14 protein-coding genes and 1 riboswitch are annotated in these 16,647 nt (G+C 68.9%); of the genes, 6 read left to right on the top strand and 8 right to left on the bottom strand.

Annotation, left to right across the window (positions count from 1 at the left end; translation table 11 throughout):
• The first annotated feature begins 103 nt into the window (after positions 1 to 103).
• The 3 genes from ABZV44_RS30105 to ABZV44_RS30095 are packed head-to-tail and all read left to right on the top strand — an operon-like array spanning position 104 to position 4,844.
• Positions 104 to 1,435: a hypothetical protein gene (locus tag ABZV44_RS30105; RefSeq protein ID WP_354843457.1), complete on the top strand. Its 1,332-nt coding sequence runs from the start codon at positions 104 to 106 to the stop codon at positions 1,433 to 1,435.
• Positions 1,432 to 2,418: a glutamate ABC transporter substrate-binding protein gene (locus tag ABZV44_RS30100; RefSeq protein ID WP_354843454.1), complete on the top strand. Its 987-nt coding sequence runs from the start codon at positions 1,432 to 1,434 to the stop codon at positions 2,416 to 2,418. Before ABZV44_RS30105 ends, ABZV44_RS30100 begins: the two co-directional genes overlap by 4 nt.
• 2 nt (positions 2,419 to 2,420) lie before the next feature.
• Complete coding sequence (locus ABZV44_RS30095) at positions 2,421 to 4,844, top strand: tetratricopeptide repeat protein (RefSeq protein WP_354843452.1); 2,424 nt, start codon at positions 2,421 to 2,423, stop codon at positions 4,842 to 4,844.
• Between the two features lie 210 nt (positions 4,845 to 5,054).
• Here ABZV44_RS30095 and ABZV44_RS30090 read toward each other — a convergent pair whose 3' ends face one another.
• The 3 genes from ABZV44_RS30090 to fgd are packed head-to-tail and all read right to left on the bottom strand — an operon-like array spanning position 5,055 to position 9,380.
• Positions 5,055 to 6,251 carry an acetate kinase gene (locus ABZV44_RS30090; protein WP_354843449.1) on the bottom strand — a complete coding sequence of 399 codons (1,197 nt, stop codon included), beginning with the start codon at positions 6,249 to 6,251 and terminating at the stop codon, positions 5,055 to 5,057.
• The gene (pta, locus tag ABZV44_RS30085) at positions 6,251 to 8,329 is read right to left on the bottom strand and encodes a phosphate acetyltransferase (RefSeq protein ID WP_354843446.1); all 2,079 of its coding nucleotides are present in this window, start codon (positions 8,327 to 8,329) and stop codon (positions 6,251 to 6,253) included. The genes ABZV44_RS30090 and pta overlap by 1 nt, the downstream gene beginning before the upstream one ends.
• 40 nt (positions 8,330 to 8,369) lie before the next feature.
• On the bottom strand, positions 8,370 to 9,380 hold the full coding sequence (gene fgd / locus ABZV44_RS30080) for a glucose-6-phosphate dehydrogenase (coenzyme-F420) (RefSeq protein WP_354843444.1): 1,011 nt from the start codon (positions 9,378 to 9,380) through the stop codon (positions 8,370 to 8,372).
• Positions 9,381 to 9,678: 298 nt separating this feature from the next.
• On the opposite strand from fgd, the gene ABZV44_RS30075 reads away from it, so the two are divergent.
• Positions 9,679 to 10,437: an HAD-IIA family hydrolase gene (locus tag ABZV44_RS30075; protein WP_354843648.1), complete on the top strand. Its 759-nt coding sequence runs from the start codon at positions 9,679 to 9,681 to the stop codon at positions 10,435 to 10,437.
• Here the strand turns inward: ABZV44_RS30075 and ABZV44_RS30070 are convergent, their stop codons facing one another.
• The 5 genes from ABZV44_RS30070 to ABZV44_RS30050 form a co-directional block, all read right to left on the bottom strand.
• Complete coding sequence (locus ABZV44_RS30070) at positions 10,438 to 10,899, bottom strand: MarR family transcriptional regulator (RefSeq protein WP_354843442.1); 462 nt, start codon at positions 10,897 to 10,899, stop codon at positions 10,438 to 10,440.
• Positions 10,896 to 11,537 (bottom strand): type 1 glutamine amidotransferase family protein, encoded by a 642-nt coding sequence (locus ABZV44_RS30065; RefSeq protein ID WP_354843439.1) that lies wholly within the window; start codon positions 11,535 to 11,537, stop codon positions 10,896 to 10,898. The genes ABZV44_RS30070 and ABZV44_RS30065 overlap by 4 nt, the downstream gene beginning before the upstream one ends.
• A 61-nt stretch (positions 11,538 to 11,598) precedes the next feature.
• Positions 11,599 to 12,813, bottom strand: a complete 1,215-nt coding sequence (locus ABZV44_RS30060; protein ID WP_354843436.1) for an O-succinylhomoserine sulfhydrylase — start codon at positions 12,811 to 12,813, stop codon at positions 11,599 to 11,601.
• Positions 12,814 to 12,847: 34 nt separating this feature from the next.
• Positions 12,848 to 13,270 (bottom strand): rhodanese-like domain-containing protein, encoded by a 423-nt coding sequence (locus ABZV44_RS30055; protein WP_354843433.1) that lies wholly within the window; start codon positions 13,268 to 13,270, stop codon positions 12,848 to 12,850.
• Between the two features lie 14 nt (positions 13,271 to 13,284).
• Positions 13,285 to 13,400: riboswitch (SAM riboswitch) on the bottom strand.
• 62 nt (positions 13,401 to 13,462) lie between these two features.
• Complete coding sequence (locus ABZV44_RS30050) at positions 13,463 to 13,909, bottom strand: hypothetical protein (protein WP_354843430.1); 447 nt, start codon at positions 13,907 to 13,909, stop codon at positions 13,463 to 13,465.
• 287 nt (positions 13,910 to 14,196) lie between these two features.
• On the opposite strand from ABZV44_RS30050, the gene ABZV44_RS30045 reads away from it, so the two are divergent.
• Both ABZV44_RS30045 and ABZV44_RS30040 read left to right on the top strand, forming a co-directional pair.
• Entirely contained in the window at positions 14,197 to 15,588 is a 1,392-nt protein-coding gene (locus tag ABZV44_RS30045; protein WP_354843427.1) for an FAD-dependent oxidoreductase, read from the top strand.
• Between the two features lie 91 nt (positions 15,589 to 15,679).
• Positions 15,680 to 16,552: an amidohydrolase family protein gene (locus ABZV44_RS30040; protein WP_354843425.1), complete on the top strand. Its 873-nt coding sequence runs from the start codon at positions 15,680 to 15,682 to the stop codon at positions 16,550 to 16,552.
• Positions 16,553 to 16,647 lie beyond the last annotated feature (95 nt).

Here is a 16,647-nt window from a genome sequence, read left to right as displayed (position 1 = left end):
AGCAGACCGCGGGGATTCCCGCGTCACAGCGGCGGTACGTCCACAATAAGCTCATCCGGCAGCAACAAGTCGGTCGTTCGATATCGGTCAGTAGGAGGTGAGGATGGCTCGCACCGAGGAATTGCGGCTCGCGGAGCTGTCCCCGCGCACCGCCGCGGCGGCCTGGCGCGAACGCTTCGCGACCACCGAGTTGCGCAGTTTCGCCCAGTCCTCCCCGGCCAAACTGATCGCCATCGGGCTGGTCCTGCTGAGCCTGTGCGTGGCGGCCGGCCTCGTGACCGCCACCGCGGTGACCAACCGGCAACACGCCCTGGACGTTCTGCTGGATCAGTCGGAGCCCGATGCCTATTCGGCGCAGCGGCTCTACACCTCCCTGTCGGTGGCCGACGCCTCGGCCGGTGCCGCCTTCATTTCCGGTGGGCTGGAACCGAAGCCGGTGCGTGACCGGTACAACCAGGCGGTCGGCGAGGCCGCGGCCGAACTGGTGACCCAGTCCAATCGCAGTGACGGGGAGACCGATACGCGGCTGCGCAGCGGCATCGCCACCGGACTGCCGGTGTACACCGGCGTCATCGAGACCGCGCGGGTCAACAACCGCGCCGGGGAGCCGGTGGGCGCGGCCTATCTGAGCGAGGCGTCCAACCTCATGCAGGGGACGCTGCTGCCGATGGCGCAGGAACTGCAGGAGCACAGGTCCACCGCCATCACCGCCACCCAGCACACTCACGTGCGCCCGCCCTGGCCCGCCATCCTGCTGCCGCTGCTGGTGGTGGCGGCGCTGATCGCGGCACAGCTGTTCCTGTACCGGCGCTGGCACCGGGTGCTCAATCTCGGGCTGCTGCTGGCCACCGGGACCATGGTGGTGCTGCTGGCCTGGACGGTGATCGCGGGCATCATCTCCGCGGTGGACACCACCCACGCCCGCGACCAGGGCAGCACCCCCACCACGGCGCTCACCCAGAGCCGCATCCTGGCCCAGCAGGCCCGCACCGCGGAGACCCTCAAGCTGGTGCGCCGCGACACCAGCGCGGACTACGACAAGGCCTACGACCAGGCCATCGACAAACTGCGAAACATCCTGTCCGGCTATCGAACCGACGCGCCCGGCGCGCGCGACGTGCAGACCGCGGCGGGCGCCCTGGACCGCTGGCGGGCCGCGCACCAGCGCATGAACGACGCGCTGTCCAAGGGCGACTTCCTCGGTGCGGCCGCGGTCGCCACCGGGCCGGGCGCCAACGAGGCCGCCGCCCAGACCGACGCGCTGGACCGCGCGCTCGGCGACGGCATCGCCGACACCCGGAACATGCTGCGTACCGACACCTCGCATGCCGCCCGCGCGCTGGACCTGCTCGGCCCCGGGGCGCTGGTGCTGAGCACCGCCACCGCCGTGCTGATCGCGGCCGGGCTCTGGCCCCGACTGCGGGAGTACCGATGACCCGAAGACCCGTCCGCTCCCTGACTCTCGCGGCCCTGGCCGCGGCCGTGGCCTGCACGGCCGCCTGCGGCGACACCGGTCCGCCGCCGCCCGCGCCCTCGACCCGGGTGCCCAGCTATGTCGAGCCGCCGCTGCCGTCGGGAGCCGTTGCGGCACAGACCCAGACCGCGCCGCCGCCGGAGGTGACCGACTGCGGTGACCCGACCGCGAGCCTGCGGCCCAACGGCACCAGGAACGGGCCGGACATCGACGCCATCCGGGCGCGAGGGCGGCTGCTGGTCGGCCTGGACCCGGGCAGCAATCTGTTCAGCTTCCGGGATCCGGCCAGCGGCACGCTCGCCGGATTCGATGTGGAGATCGCCCGCGAGCTGGCCCGGGACCTGCTGGGCGATCCGGCGGCGCTGGAGTTCCGGATCCTCGGCTCCGCCGACCGCGAGCGGGCGCTGCAGGAGCACACCGTGGACGTGGTGGTGAAGACCATGACCATCAATTGTCAACGGCGGCAGACGGTTACCTTCTCCACCTCGTATCTGCAGGCGCATCAGCGCGTGCTGGCCGTGCGCAACTCCGGCATCAACGGACTCACCGATCTGGCGGGCAAACGGCTGTGCTTGGTCAACGGCACCACCTCGCTGGACCTGGTCCGGCGCGCGCAGCCCGCCGCGTCCATCCTCACCGTGCCCACCTGGGCCGACTGCCTGGTGGTGCTGCAGCAGCGGCAGGTGGACGCGGTCAGCACCGACGACACCGTGCTGGCCGGGCTGGCCGAGCAGGATCCGGCCACCGAGGTGGTCGGCCCCGACCTGAGCACCGAGCAGTACGGGATCGGCATCTCCAAGGGCGCGGACGATCTGGTCCGCTTCGTCAACGGCACCCTGGAACGCCTTCGCGCGGACGGGACCTGGAACCGGCTCTACCGCCGCTGGCTGGTGACCGAGCTCGGCGACGCCGCCATTCCGCCGCCCCCGAGGTATCAGGACTGACGATGACCACACCGGAACAGCCCGAGGGGACGCAGGCGGTCGCGCGCACCGAGATGACCGTGGGGCCGTACTGGCCCGCCCGGACCGAGGTGACCACGCGGCACGCACCGGCCGGCGACGACGATGGCGCGGGCACCCGGCCCGCCCAGCGCACCGAGCCGACGCCGCGCGCGGAATCCCCCGGCACGGAGCCGACCGCCGTGGAACCGGAAATCCCGGTGGCGCCGGGTGTTTCGAGCGCCGAGGACGAGTCGCGCACTCCGACCCGGCCCTCCCAGCGCACCGCCCGCATGACCCGCCCGCGCCCCGCGGTGCGGCGGCTCGGGGCCGGACTGGTGCCGATCCCGGCGGTGGAACCGGTGGATCCGGAAGCCGCCGTGCTCGACGATCCGGTGGTGGCCGAGGGGCGGCGGTTCTGCTGGCGGTGCGGCAAGCCGGTCGGGCGGGCCTCCCCGACCCAGGTGTCCACCACCGCGGGCACCTGCCAGACCTGCGGTGCGCCTTACGATTTCCGGCCCTCGCTGTATCCCGGCGACCGGGTGGCGGGACAGTACGAGATCCAGGGCTGTATCGCGCACGGCGGACTGGGCTGGATCTACCTGGCCATCGACCGCAATGTGAGCGACCGCTGGGTGGTGCTCAAGGGCCTGTTGCACGCCGGTGACGCCGAGGCACAGGCGGTCGCGCTGGCGGAACGGCAGTTCCTGGCCGAGGTCGTGCATCCGAGCATCGTGAAGATCCACAACTTCGTGGAACACCCGGGGCCGGACGGGACGCCGATCGGCTACATCGTCATGGAGTACGTGGGCGGGCCTTCGCTGCGCGATCTGCTCGATCACCATGCGCCCGACCGCATGCCGGTCGCCGAGGCCATCGCCTACCTGCTGGAAATCCTTCCGGCCCTGGACTATCTGCATTCGGTGGGGCTGGCCTACAACGACCTCAAGCCCGACAACATCATGATCACCACCGACCGCGTGGAGCTCATCGACCTGGGCGCGGTCACCCAGTTCGAGGCGTACGGAAACCTGTACGGCACCAGGGGATTCCAGGCGCCCGAGATCGGGCAGACCGGGCCGACGGTGGCCTCCGACATCTACACCGTGGGCCGCACGCTGGCCGTGCTCACCCTGCACCTGCCGATGGAACGCGGCGCCTACGTCGACGGCATCCCGGATCCGAAGGAGCAGCCGGTGCTGGCCCGGCACCCGTTCCTCTACCGGCTGCTGCTGCGCGCCACCCACCCGGACCCGGAGCGCCGCTTCCCCTCCGCACGCCTGCTCGCCACCCAGCTCACCGGCGTGCTGCGGGAGATCCTGGCCGTCGAGACCGGCAATGAGCATCCGCAGCTGTCCACGCTGTTCAGCCCGCCGCGCACCAGTTTCGGCACCGGCGAGCTCATCGCGCAGACCGACGGCATCATCGACGGCGTCCCCCGCGACACCCTGCTGCAGCCCCGCGATGTGGTGGCGGCGCTGCCGGTGCCCATCATCGATCCGGGCGACCCGTCCGCGCCGCTGCTGGCCGGGGCCGCGCATCCCGAACCCCGGCACTCCCTCGACGAACTGCGGCACGCCCGCCAGCGCGCGTCGGCTGAACCCGGCGGGGCGCCCGAGACTTTCGAACTGGAGGTGACGCTGGCCGAGGCCCGCGCCCACCTGGACCTCGACGAGCCCGCGGCCGCCCGCATGCTGCTGGCCCGGCTCACCGACGAGCCGCTGCCGCCGGCCCCGGACTGGCGCATCGACTGGTACCTGGGCCTGACCGAGCTGCTGGAACTGGAGTACGAGCGCGCCTTCGCCCGCTTCGACACCGTGCTGGAGGCGCTGCCCGGCGAGATCGCGCCCAAGCTGGCGCTGGCCGCCACCGCGGAACTCGTTCTCCAGCACTGGGATTCGCCCGATCCCGAGGAATGGCGGTCCTACGCCGAGAACTACTACGCCACCGTGTGGCGCACCGATCGGGGCGTGGTGAGCGCCGCCTTCGGCCTGGCCCGCCAGCTGGCCGCGGCCGGGAACACCACCGCCGCCGTGCACGCGCTGGATCAGGTGCCGCCCGCCTCACGGCATTACGCGGAGGCCCGGATGACGGCCATTCTCATGCTGCTGACCTGCGCGCCCGCCGCGGAACTGGACGAGTCGACACTGCGGGTGGCGGCGGCGCGGGTGCAGGATCTGCCGCCCGGCGAGGGTCGCGCGGCCCAGCTGCGGATTCTCACCCTGGGGATCGCGCTGGGCTGGGTACAGGCCGGGAAGCAGCCGAGATCGGCCGGTTCCAAGCTGTTCGGGTCACCGTTCACCGAGCGGGATCTCCGGCGCGGCATCGAGACCGGCCTGCGCGGCCTGGCCCGCTCCGCGCCCGAACGCACCCACCGGTACGCGCTGGTGGATCTGGCCAACGCGGTGCGCGCCAAATCCTGGTTCTGAGGCACCGGAAGAGTCCCGTGTCGCCCGCGGCGGTCACAGAGGCAGTCTGCGAACCACGGGGCCGGCGAGGGAATTTCGGCCCCTACCACGGTTGTGCGTGGTGCGACACGGGTTCCGGTGGACCGGGCTAACCGGATCCGGTGACCACCATGCCAGGTCCATCATGATGTTTTCGTGAAGTCCGAATCGCCATGCGGGGTGCGGCGGCGCTCAGCCGACCAGATCGGCGGCGGCGCGGGCGATGGCGAGTTCCTCGTTGGTCGGGACCACCAGCACCGACACATCCGAGTCGCCGGTCGAGATGCGCCGGGCCGTACGGTCTTTCGCGGTGTTCCGGTCGGCGTCGATGCGAATCCCGTACCGCTCCAGCCCCGCCAGCGACTCGGCGCGCACCTTGGCGTCGTTCTCACCGACACCGGCGGTGAAGGTGATGGCGTCCACCGTCCCCAGCTCGATCAGGTAGGCGCCGATGTAGCGGCGCAGCCGGTGGATGTAGACGTCGAACGCCAATTTCGCGGTCGGATGGCCGGTTTCGATGAGGCGGCCGAGCTCCCGGAAGTCATTGACACCGGAGATGCCCTTGATCCCGGAGTTCCGGTTGAGCAGGGCGTCCACATCGTTCACATCCATGTCCGCGGTACGGATGAGATGGAAGATGATCCCCGGATCCAGATCCCCGGACCGGGTTCCCATGACCAGGCCCTCCAACGGGGTCAGGCCCATGGAGGTGTCCACCGCCTGCCCGGCCCGGATGGCCGAGGCCGACGCGCCGTTGCCGAGGTGCAGCACGATCTGGTTCAGCTCGGTTCTGTCCTTCCCGAGGAAGGCCGCGACCTGGCCGGACACGTAATCGTGCGAGGTGCCGTGGAAACCGTACTTGCGAACACCGTGCGCCGCCGCGATTTCCGCGTCGATGGCGTAGGTCTTCGCCGCGGCGGGCAGATTGTGGAAGAAGGCGGTGTCGAACACCGCGACCTGCGGCACGTCCGGCAGCAGCGCGCGCGCCGACTCGATGCCGATGACATTGGGCGGATTGTGCAGCGGCGCAAGGGAGGACAGGTCGACGATGGCCTGCACCACCGCGTCGGTGATGAGCGTCGGCTGGTAGAAGACCTCACCGCCGTGCACCACCCGGTGCCCGACCGCGGCCAGATCCGCGTGCGCCAGATCCTGGCCGCTCGCGATGAACAGATCGAACACCACCCGCAGGCCCTGCGCGTGATCGGCGATGGGCCCCTGATACTCGAAAGTCTTCTCGCCCGAGGTGTGTTCGACGGTCACCGCATCCCGCTCGACCGCCTCGCCGATGCGCTGCACCACGCCCTGCGCGCACACATCGGCGGTCGCCGGATCGAGCAGCTGATATTTGATGGACGAGGATCCGGAATTGATCACCAGAACCTTCATCACGCCTCCTGCTGAGCCTGAATCGCGGTGATCGCGACGGTGTTCACGATGTCCGCGACCAGCGCGCCCCGCGACAGATCGTTGACCGGCTTGCGCAGACCCTGCAGCACCGGGCCGATGGCGACGGCCCCGGCGCTGCGCTGCACCGCCTTGTAGGTGTTGTTGCCGGTATTGAGGTCCGGGAAGATGAAGACCGTCGCCTGGCCCGCCACTTGGGAATTCGGCAGCTTGGTCTTGGCCACCGTGGGCTCGATGGCGGCGTCGTATTGAATCGGCCCCTCCACCAGCAGTTCCGGCGCCCGCTCGTGCACCAGCTTGGTGCCGGCGCGCACCTTGTCGACGTCCGCGCCGGAACCCGACTCACCCGTGGAATAGGAGAGCATGGCCACGCGCGGATCGATGCCGAACTGGACGGCGGTGCGGGCGGAGGAGATGGCGATATCGGCCAGCTGGTCGGAGGTCGGGTCCGGCACCACGGCGCAGTCGCCGTACACCAGCACCCGGTCGGCCAGGCACATGAGGAAGACGCTGGACACCGTCGACACGCCCGGCTCGGTCTTGATGATCTCGAAGGACGGGCGGATGGTGTGCGCGGTGGTGTGCGCCGCGCCCGACACCATGCCGTCGGCGACCCCCATGTGCACCATCATGGTGCCGAAATACGAGATGTCGCTCATGAATTCGCGGGCGCGGTCCACCGTCATGCCCTTGTGGGCACGCAGGCGGGCGTACTCCTCGGCGAATTCGTCGCGCAGCGGGCAGGTCTTGGGGTCGAGCACCTCGGCGGCCTCGATGTCCACCCCGAGTTCGGCGGCGCGGCCGCGCACCGCCGCCTCCTCGCCGAGGATGGTGAGGTCGGCGATCTTGCGCTGCAGCACCCGCCCGGCCGCGCGCAGAATGCGGTCGTCGTCGCCCTCGGGCAGCACGATGCGCTTGCGGTCGTTGCGGGCGCGGTCGATGAGCTGGTACTCGAACATCTGCGGGGTGACGATGTTCGGGATGGGAATCTCGATCTGCCGCAGCAGTTCCCGCGGATCGACCCGCTGCTCCATGAGGGCCAGCGCGGTGTCCACCTTGCGGATGCTGGACAGCGAGACGCGGCCGCGGGTGAGCGCGGTGGCCTTGGCGGTCTCGAAGGTGCCGAGGTCGGTGGCGAGGATGGGCAGCTTGGGTTTGAGGCCCGCCATCAGCCGCGCGATGGACGGCTCGGGCAGCATGCCGCCGTTCATGATGATGCCGGCCAGCGACGGAAAGCCCTCCGCCTCATGGGCGTTCACCAGCGCGAGCAGCACGTCGGAGCGGTCACCGGGGGTGATGACGGCGACGCCGTCGGCGAGGCGTTCCAGAATGTGCTCGGCGGTCATACCGCCGACGATCACCTCGAGCGCCTCGCGCTGCATGAGTTCCGGGTCGCCGCTGTAGAGTTCGCCGCCGATCGCCTCGCGCAACTCCTCCATGGTGGGCGCCTGCAGCAGCGGCACCTCCGGCAGCGTCCAGGACGGCACGGTGCAGGCCCGCTTCAGGGCGGCGGCGTCGGCTTCCAGCTGCCCGGGCTCGCACCGGTTGGCGATCACCGCCACCAGCTTGGCGTGCTCGGCCGCCAGCTCGGCGCGGCACAGCTCCACCAGCTGGCCCAATTCCTCAGGGGTGCGGCCCATTCCGCGCACCACCAGCAGTACGGGCGCGCCGAGGTTCACCGCGATGCGGGCGTTGTAGCGCAGTTCGCTGGGGCTGGCGACATCGGTGTAGTCCGAGCCGACGATGAGCACGGCGTCGCACTGCTTGGCGACCGCATGGTACCGCATGACGATCTCGCTGATCGCCGCGTCCGGATCCTCGTGCACCTGTTCGTAGGTGACGCCGATGGCCTGGTCGTAGTCGACATCGGCGGTGGAGTGCTCGAGCAACAGCTCGAGAATGTAGTCGCGCCCGATCGCGGACCTGGTGATCGGCCGGAACACGCCCACTCGCGGCGTGGTCGCCGCGAGGGCCTGCAGGACGCCGAGCGCCACCGTCGACTTGCCGGTGTCGCCCTCGGGGGACGCGATGTACACACTGGAAACCGGTGTGGCAGCCATGGGCGAAAGCCTACCGACCGTTATGGGCTGATTTCCGCGCCTACCCGATTGCGCGCAGGCGGGGCGCCAGATCGCGCTGGAACAGATCCAGGAACCGGCGCTGATCATGACCGGGCGCGTGGAAGACCAGGTGGTTCAGGCCCGCGTCCAGGTACGGCTTGATCTGCTCGACCGCCTGGTCCGGATCGCTGGCCACGATCCAGCGCTTGGCGATCTGCTCGATCGGCAGCGCGTCGGCGGCCGCCTCCATTTCGATGGGATCGGTGATGGAGTGCTTCTGCTCCGCGGTCAGCGAGAGCGGGGCCCAGAATCGGGTGTTCTCCAGTGCCAGAACGGGATCGGTGTCGTAGGAGATCTTGATCTCGATCATCCGGTCGATGTCGTCGACGGAGCGGCCGGCCTTGGCGGCACCCTCCGCGACGGCGGGCATCAGCTTCTCGGTGTAGAGGTCCATGCCCTTGCCGGAGGTGCAGATGAAACCGTCACCGGCGCGGCCGGCATAACGGGCCACCAGCGGGCCGCCCGCGGCGATGTAGACCGGGATGCCGCCCTTGGGCACGTCGTAGATCGAGGCGCCGACGGTCTTGTAGTACTGGCCGTCGAAGTCCACCCGCTCGCCCGTCCACAGTGCGCGCATCAGGTCCACCGACTCGCGCAGCCGCGCGAAACGCTCCTTGAACTCCGGCCATTCGCCCTGGAACCCGGTGGCGATCTCGTTCAGCGCCTCACCCGAGCCGACGCCGAGCATGATGCGATCCGGGTACAGGCAGCCCATGGTGGCGAAGGCCTGTGCGATGACCGCGGGGTTGTAGCGGAAGGTCGGGGTCAGCACCGAAGTGCCGAGCTGAATGCGCTTGGTGCGCTCGCCCACCGCGGCCAGGAAGGCCAGCGAGAACGGGGCATGCCCGCCATTGTGCCGCCACGGCTGGAAATGGTCGGAGACGGTGGCGCTGTCGAGGCCGTGCGCCTCCGCCTCCACCGCGAGCTCCACCAGTTCGCGCGGGCCGAACTGTTCCGCGGACGCCTTGTAACCGAGCTTGAGGTCTTTCACCTGGGGACTCCTGTCGCCTTGCTGCGCTCGAGCTGTGCGGGCCAACCTCCCGCACGACCGCCGCGACACCGGGCATCGAGAACGGTCCTACTTCGCACGATAGGTCAGCGGTGAAACGCGGTGCGGCAGGGGTCACACCCAAGGGATCGAACCCCGGGTGGGCGGACGGTATTCCGGGGATGAAACCGGTCGGACGGTCGGCAAGAGCAGGAATATATGAGCGTTCGGTCCCGGGATAGCGGAGAATGTGCGCGTGACCAACGCGAGCGCTGAACCGATCCTCTCCTATCTGACCGACATGGACGGCGTCCTCGTGCACGAGAATCACATGGTGCCCGGGGCCGATCAGTTCCTTGCCGAACTGCGCGACAACGACATTCCGTTCCTGGTGCTCACCAACAATTCGATCTACACCGCGCGCGATCTGCAGGCCCGGCTCAGGCACACCGGCCTCGACATTCCGGTCGAGTCCATCTGGACCTCCGCCCTCGCCACCGCGACCTTCCTCAACGACCAGCGCCCAGGCGGCACCGCCTACGTGGTCGGTGAATCCGGCCTGACGACCGCGCTGCACGAAATCGGTTACGTTCTCACCGATTCCGACCCGGACTACGTGGTGCTCGGTGAAACCCGCACCTACTCTTTCGAAGCCATCACCACCGCCATCCGGCTGATCTCCGCGGGCGCGCGCTTCATCGCCACCAACCCGGACGCCACCGGCCCGTCCCGCGAAGGCATCCTTCCGGCCACCGGCTCCGTCGCCGCCCTCATCACCGAGGCCACCGGCCGCAGGCCCTACTACGTCGGTAAGCCCAACCCGCTGATGATGCGATCGGCGTTGCGCCGCATCGGTGCCCACTCCCAGTCCACCGTCATGATCGGCGACCGGATGGACACCGACGTCATCTCGGGCCTGGAGGCGGGCATGCGGACCATCCTGGTCACCACCGGCATCTCCACCCCGGCCCTGGTCGAGCAGTTCCCGTACCGCCCGACCACCATCCTGCCGTCGGTGGCCGCCCTGGTCGGCAAGACCAAGGACCCGTTCGCGCTGTAGTCAGGCCATGCCCGCCGCGTCGCCCTCGAGCGCGTCGAGGGCGGCCGACAGGGTCGTCAGCGCGTCCACGATGTGGGCCAGCTGCTCGATACCCAGCTGCGCCACCAGCCGTTTCGCCATGGCCGCGTGCTGCGGGTCGATCCGCCGCACCGCGTCGTGACCCGCCTCGGTGATGGCCACCAGCTTCGCGCGCCGATGCGCCGGATTGGGGCGGTATTCCACGAATCCCTTGTCCGCCAGCACATCCGCGATGCGCTGCACGCTCTGGCGGGTGATACCCATTTCGCGGGCGATACCGGCCACCGGGAGCGGTTCGTGCAGAATCGCGCCGAGCACCTGCCACCACGCGACCGTGATCCCGGACGGCTTGGCCAATTCCTCTGCGATCGAGAGGAATTGGCCGTTCAGCTTGAACGAGGTGACGGCCGCGGCCCCGAACAGCTGCTGCGCGGTGCGGGTCATTGCGCGGCCGCCGCGCGCTGCTGCTCGTACTCGAACAACGCGTAGAAGCCCGCGGGATCATTGTTTCCGTACAGCCGGTACCAGGACTCCAGTACGTGCGGCTCGTAGATACCCAGGCGCGCGAAGATCTCGCGGGCGAAATCGACCGGCCGGGTGCCGGTCGCGGTGATCAGGTCACCGTCGGTGACCGCGGTCGCCTGAACATAGTGCTCGCCACCCGAATATCCGCTGTACGCAAGATATCCCGCGTCATTGCTGGTGTGCCGCCGATCGTCCAGCAGGCCCTCCTGCGCCAGCCCGAAGGTCGCGCCGCAGATCGCCGCCACCGGCACCCCGGCCGCCAGAAACTCCCGGGCCTTGCGCGCGAAGGCCGCCGGCGTCTCGGAATGCCGCTCGGTTTCGAATCCCGGCAGGATCAGCATGGCGCTGTCGGCGGGCTTCAGCTCATCCAGAACCAGATCGGGCAGGACCCGCATGCCGCCCATCGAGGTGATCGGCCCGGCGCCGAGGGCGACCGTCTTCACCTGCCAGGTTCCCGGCTCGCGGTGCCAGAGTGCGCGATTGATGTGTGCGGTCGCATGCCCGACCTCCCAGTCCGAGAAGGTGTCGTACACGGCCATGTGGACTGTTTTCAGCATGACAGCATGCTGTCATGTTTGACAGCATGCTGTCAATCAATGCTCGACGACTCGCGCCGGATCAGCTCAGCGCCTGGTCCAGGTCATTGAGCAGGTCCTCCACGTCCTCGAGCCCGATGGAGATGCGGAGCACGCCATCGGTGAGCCCCACGGCCGCACGGCCTTCCGGGCCCATCGCCCGGTGGGTGGTGGTGGCCGGATGCGTGATCAGCGTCTTCGCATCGCCGAGGTTGTTGGAGATGTCGACGATGCGCAGGCGGTTGAGCACCTCGAAAGCGCGCTTCTTGGCCTCGTTCTCCGGCGCCTTCAGCTCGAAGGTGATCACCGTGCCGCCGCCGGACATCTGACGCTTGGCCAGCTCGTACTGCGGGTGCGAGGACAGGAACGGGTACTTCACCCATGCCACGGCGGGATGCGTCTCCAGGAACCCGGCGATCTTCAGCGCGGAGTCCACCGACTGGCGCAGGCGCAGCGGCATGGTCTCCAGACCCTTGAGCAGGGTCCACGCATTGAAGGGGCTCATCGCCGGACCGGTGTGGCGCATCAGGTTCTTCACCGGGCCGTCGATGTAGTCCTGCGGTCCGAGGATCGCGCCGCCGAGCACCCGGCCCTGCCCGTCGATGTGCTTGGTGCCCGAGTACACGGTGATGTCGGCGCCCAGGTCGAAGCCGCGCTGCAGCAGCGGAGTGGCGAAGACATTGTCCAGCACCACCTTCGCACCCGCCGCGTGCGCGAGATCGGAGACCGCGCGCACATCGGTGAGGGTCTGCATGGGGTTGGAGGGGGTCTCGAAGAAGACGGCCTGGGTCGGCACCGACAGCGCCTGTTCCCACTGGTCCAGATCCTCGCCGTCGACGAAGACGGTCTCCACGCCCCAGCGCGGCAGGATCTCGTTGGCCACCACGAAGCAGGAGCCGAACAGGCTGCGCGCCGCCACCAGGCGGTCACCCGCGGCGAGCAGCGCGCCCAGCGCGGTGAACACCGCCGACATGCCGGAAGCCGTCGCGAAACAGGCCTCCGCGCCGTCGATCAGGCGCAGCCGCTCCTCGAACATGGCGACCGTCGGGTTGCCGTAGCGGGAGTAGACGAAGTGCTGGATATCGCCGGTGAAGGACGCCTCGGCCGCCTCGGCGCTCTCGTAGACGAAACCCGAATTGAGGAACAGCGCCTCGGAGGTCTCGTCGAACCCGGAGCGCCGGGTGCCGCCGCGCACGGCCTGCGTAGCGGGGCCGACGCCCTCGGGGAGCGGTTTGTCGAAGGAACCACCGGTGATCATGACTGCCTCCCTGCGATCCGGCCGGACACGAAACTCATGACTGACGCCAGGGCAGGCCGTCGGCCCGCCAGCCGGTGCCGCCGCGATGCCCCTGACCGTCGAGCGCACCCTCGAAGCCGTCGACCACATTGAAGGACGGGGCGATGCCGAGGGTGGTGGCGGCGGTGGCCGCGCCGATGGAGCGCTGACCGGAGCGGCAGATGAAGATGACCGGCGCGGCCGAGTCCTGGCCGCGATCGCCGAGCGCCTGCTTCAGCTGATCGGTGAAACGGGCATTGGGCGTGCCGGAGACGTCCACCCACTCGATCAGCGCGGTCGGCCGGCCGATGCCGCTGGTGTCGGGCACCCCGACGAACCGCCACTCGGCTTCGGTACGCACATCCACCAGCACCGCATCGGGGTTGTCGCGCAACAGTTCCCACGCCTGCTTCGGCGTGATGTCACCCGCGTAGCTCACTTGTACCTCCTGTGAATCCGCACTTGCCGCACCGCTGTCCGATGCGAGGCCAGGTCGTCACCCGGAGCACCCCACCGCGGAGGAGGGTTGCCGACCAGCCAGCCGGGGCTTGACGCTGGTACTCATGACCTGGGTTGAGACTGCCGAAAAAACGGCCCCACTGTCAAACCCCGGCCGCGACTTCGGCCGTTGTCAGGAATTGCAGACCAACCAGCGGGAATTCTCCCGGGCGAAGTGCCAGGTCGAGGTGGTTTGGGCGCCGGCAACGGTGAAAGTGACCTGCGCCGTGGCCTTCTCGCCGTCGACGGCCGGGTCGGCCAGCTTGTCGAACGTGATGGTCCCCGCGGTCGCGGCCGCACTCTTCAGCGGAGAGGCGTTCTCGTCGAATCCCTTGCAGGACAGGGCCGGATCGTACTTGCCGTTGTCGCTACGGAACTTGATGAAGTTGCCCGCGGCCACCGCGAGCCGATCGGAATCTGTGACATTCTTCTCAACCGGCGAGACCAGCGCCGCGATCACGATGCCCAGGATCACGACCGCGATGACGCCCGCCGCGACCAGGAACGGCCACATGCTGCGGGCCTCGTTCTGATCGATCGGAACCGATGTCTCCCCGGCTGTCTCCTCGGCGTCGCTCATGGGTAGATCATGCCTGGTCGCCGCCGTCCGCCCGGCACGGCCTTCCCACGGTTCGGGCCTCGGCATTCCCACAGTTCACGGCCCTGCGCGTGAAGGGCCTCGTCCGCCATCGATAGAATCAGCAGAATTTCCGCCCCAGGCGCGGGAATAGCAAGACTACGCAGCAACGCTGCAGCGTCGGGGGCCAACGGCGGTCACCGAAGCCAGGGCGTCAACTTAGCCTAAGCTAAGAACGACGGCTGAGTTTTGACGACAAGTTAGTTTCGACCCAAAGGGTGCGCGGAAGAATGACCGAACAGAGTGCAGCGACCCGCCCGCTACGCATTGCGATCGTGGGCGCAGGCCCGGCCGGTATTTACGCCGCCGATGCCTTGATGAAGTCCGATGCCGAGGTGAGCATCGACCTCTACGAGCGCATGCCCGCGCCCTTCGGCCTGATCCGCTACGGCGTCGCGCCCGACCACCCGCGCATCAAGGGCATCATCACCGCCCTGCACAAGGTCCTCGACAAGCCGCAGGTCCGCCTGCTCGGCAATATCGACTACGGCGTCGACATCACCCTCGAGGACCTGCGTCAGTTCTACGACGCGGTCATCTTCTCCACCGGCGCCAACGCCGACCGCGCCCTCGAGGTGCCGGGCATCGACCTCGACGGCTCCTACGGCGCCGCCGACTTCGTGTCCTGGTACGACGGCCACCCGGACGTGCCGCGCACCTGGCCGCTGGACGCGGAGAAGGTCGCCGTCCTCGGTGTCGGCAACGTGGCCCTCGACGTGGCCCGCGTGCTCGCCAAGACCGGCGACGAACTGCTGCCCACCGAGATCCCGCCGAACGTCTACGAGGGCCTGCAGGGCAACAAGGCCCTCGAGGTCCACGTCTTCGGCCGCCGCGGACCCGCCCAGGCCAAGTTCACCCCGCTCGAGCTGCGCGAACTCGACCACTCCCCGACCATCGAGGTCATCGTCGACCCCGAGGACATCGACTACGACGAGGGCTCCGAGGCCGCGCGCCGCCACTCCAAGCAGGTCGACATGATCTGCAATACGTTGGAGCAGTGGGCCATCCGCGATGTCGGCGACCGCCCGCACAAGCTGTTCCTGCACTTCTTCGAGAACCCGTCGGAGATCATCGGCGCCGACGGCAAGGTCGTGGGCCTGCGCACCGAGCGCACCCAGCTCGACGGCACCGGAAACTGCAAGGGCACCGGCGAATTCAAGGACTGGGACATCCAGGCCGTGTACCGCGCGGTCGGCTACCTGTCGCAGAACATCCCGCTGCTGCCCTTCGACGACCAGGCCGGCACCGTGCCCAACGAGGCCGGGCGCGTGCTCGTCGACGAGGACGCCGACGGCGCGGCCCGCTACATGCCCGCTACCTACGTGACCGGCTGGATCAAGCGCGGCCCGGTCGGCCTCATCGGCCACACCAAGGGCGACGCCAACGAGACCATCGCCTGCCTGCTCGACGACGCCCCGAACTTCACCCCGGCCGCGCGGCCGGAGCTGGAGGCGGTCACCGAATTCCTCGAGCACAAGGGCATCCCGTTCACCACCTGGGCCGGCTGGTACCGCCTCGACGCGCACGAGCGCGCCCTGGGCGAGCCGCAGGGCCGAGAGCGGGTCAAGGTCGTCGAGCGCGACGAGATGCTCGCCGCCTCCGAACCCGGCAAGGTTTCCTGACCAGCGCCGGGCAAGGTGTCCTGACCAGCGCCAATCCGGCTGCCGGACAAGGTTGTCCACACATGTCACCGTTCTGAGGCATGCTGATCACGTGTTCGATGCCCATCTCCACATCTTCGATCCGCGGTTCCCGCTGGTCGAGAACGAGGGCTACCTGCCCGACCCGTACACCATCGCCGCCTATCGCAAGCGCATGTCCCGCTTCGATATCGACGGTGGCGCCGTGGTCAGCGGGTCGTTCCAGGGCACCGATCAGAGCTATCTGCTGGCCGCCCTCGCCGAACTCGGCGAGGGCTGGGTCGGTGTCACCAATCTGCACGTGGACGCCACCGACGCGGAGATCCTCGAGCTGAACCGGGCCGGGGTGCGGGCCATCCGGTTCAATCTCAAGCGCGCGGGCGGCGACATCGTCGGGCTCACCATGCTGGCGCTGCGGGCCTACGAACTGGCCGGCTGGCATGTGGAGCTCTACATCGACGGGTCCATGCTGGGCTCGCTGGAACCGGTCATCACCAAGCTGCCCAAGCTGTCGATCGACCATCTGGGCATGTCCGACGACTGCCTGCCCTACCTGCTCAACCTGGTCGACCGCGGGGCCAAGGTGAAGGCCTCCGGCTTCGGGCGGGTGGCGATGAATGTGGGCTCGGCCCTGCGCAAGATCCACACCGTCAACCCCGAGGCCCTGATGTTCGGCACCGACCTGCCGGGTACCCGGGCCGGACGGCCGTTCCGCGACTCCGATATCTCGCTGCTCGCCGACGCCGTGGGCTCCGATCTGCACCGGGTGCTCGAGGACAATGCCCGCGCGTTCTACGGGCTGCCCGCCAAGGAACGCCTGTTCGAGGACCCGAACCCGACCATGCGCCGGGCCGCGGGCGAAGCGCCCACCCTGCGGCTGCCGCGCTCGGAGCTCCCCGGACCCCCGCCCCCGCCCACCCTGCCGCTGCCGATCATCGATCGCTAGCGCACCGGGCCACCCGCTGAGGGCCGCGGAGACTTCGCGTTATTGTCATACCGTCAACACCGGTGTGTGAGCCGGTGCGCAGGATTCGACGACGA

The sequence above is a fragment of the Nocardia sp. NPDC004860 genome, from assembly GCF_040609015.1.
In the GTDB taxonomy this organism is placed as follows: domain Bacteria; phylum Actinomycetota; class Actinomycetes; order Mycobacteriales; family Mycobacteriaceae; genus Nocardia.
This window is presented reverse-complemented; position numbering and strand designations above follow the sequence as displayed.

Coding starts and splice junctions, on each gene's coding strand:
- ABZV44_RS30070 (WP_354843442.1), bottom strand. CDS start 10,899: ATGACCCGCACCGCGCAGCAGCTGTTCGGGGCCGCGGCCGTCACCTCG.
- ABZV44_RS30060 (WP_354843436.1), bottom strand. CDS start 12,813: ATGATCACCGGTGGTTCCTTCGACAAACCGCTCCCCGAGGGCGTCGGC.
- ABZV44_RS30095 (WP_354843452.1), top strand. CDS start 2,421: ATGACCACACCGGAACAGCCCGAGGGGACGCAGGCGGTCGCGCGCACC.
- ABZV44_RS30105 (WP_354843457.1), top strand. CDS start 104: ATGGCTCGCACCGAGGAATTGCGGCTCGCGGAGCTGTCCCCGCGCACC.
- pta (WP_354843446.1), bottom strand. CDS start 8,329: ATGGCTGCCACACCGGTTTCCAGTGTGTACATCGCGTCCCCCGAGGGC.
- ABZV44_RS30100 (WP_354843454.1), top strand. CDS start 1,432: ATGACCCGAAGACCCGTCCGCTCCCTGACTCTCGCGGCCCTGGCCGCG.
- ABZV44_RS30050 (WP_354843430.1), bottom strand. CDS start 13,909: ATGAGCGACGCCGAGGAGACAGCCGGGGAGACATCGGTTCCGATCGAT.
- ABZV44_RS30045 (WP_354843427.1), top strand. CDS start 14,197: ATGACCGAACAGAGTGCAGCGACCCGCCCGCTACGCATTGCGATCGTG.
- ABZV44_RS30075 (WP_354843648.1), top strand. CDS start 9,679: ATGGACGGCGTCCTCGTGCACGAGAATCACATGGTGCCCGGGGCCGAT.
- ABZV44_RS30090 (WP_354843449.1), bottom strand. CDS start 6,251: ATGAAGGTTCTGGTGATCAATTCCGGATCCTCGTCCATCAAATATCAG.
- ABZV44_RS30065 (WP_354843439.1), bottom strand. CDS start 11,537: ATGCTGAAAACAGTCCACATGGCCGTGTACGACACCTTCTCGGACTGG.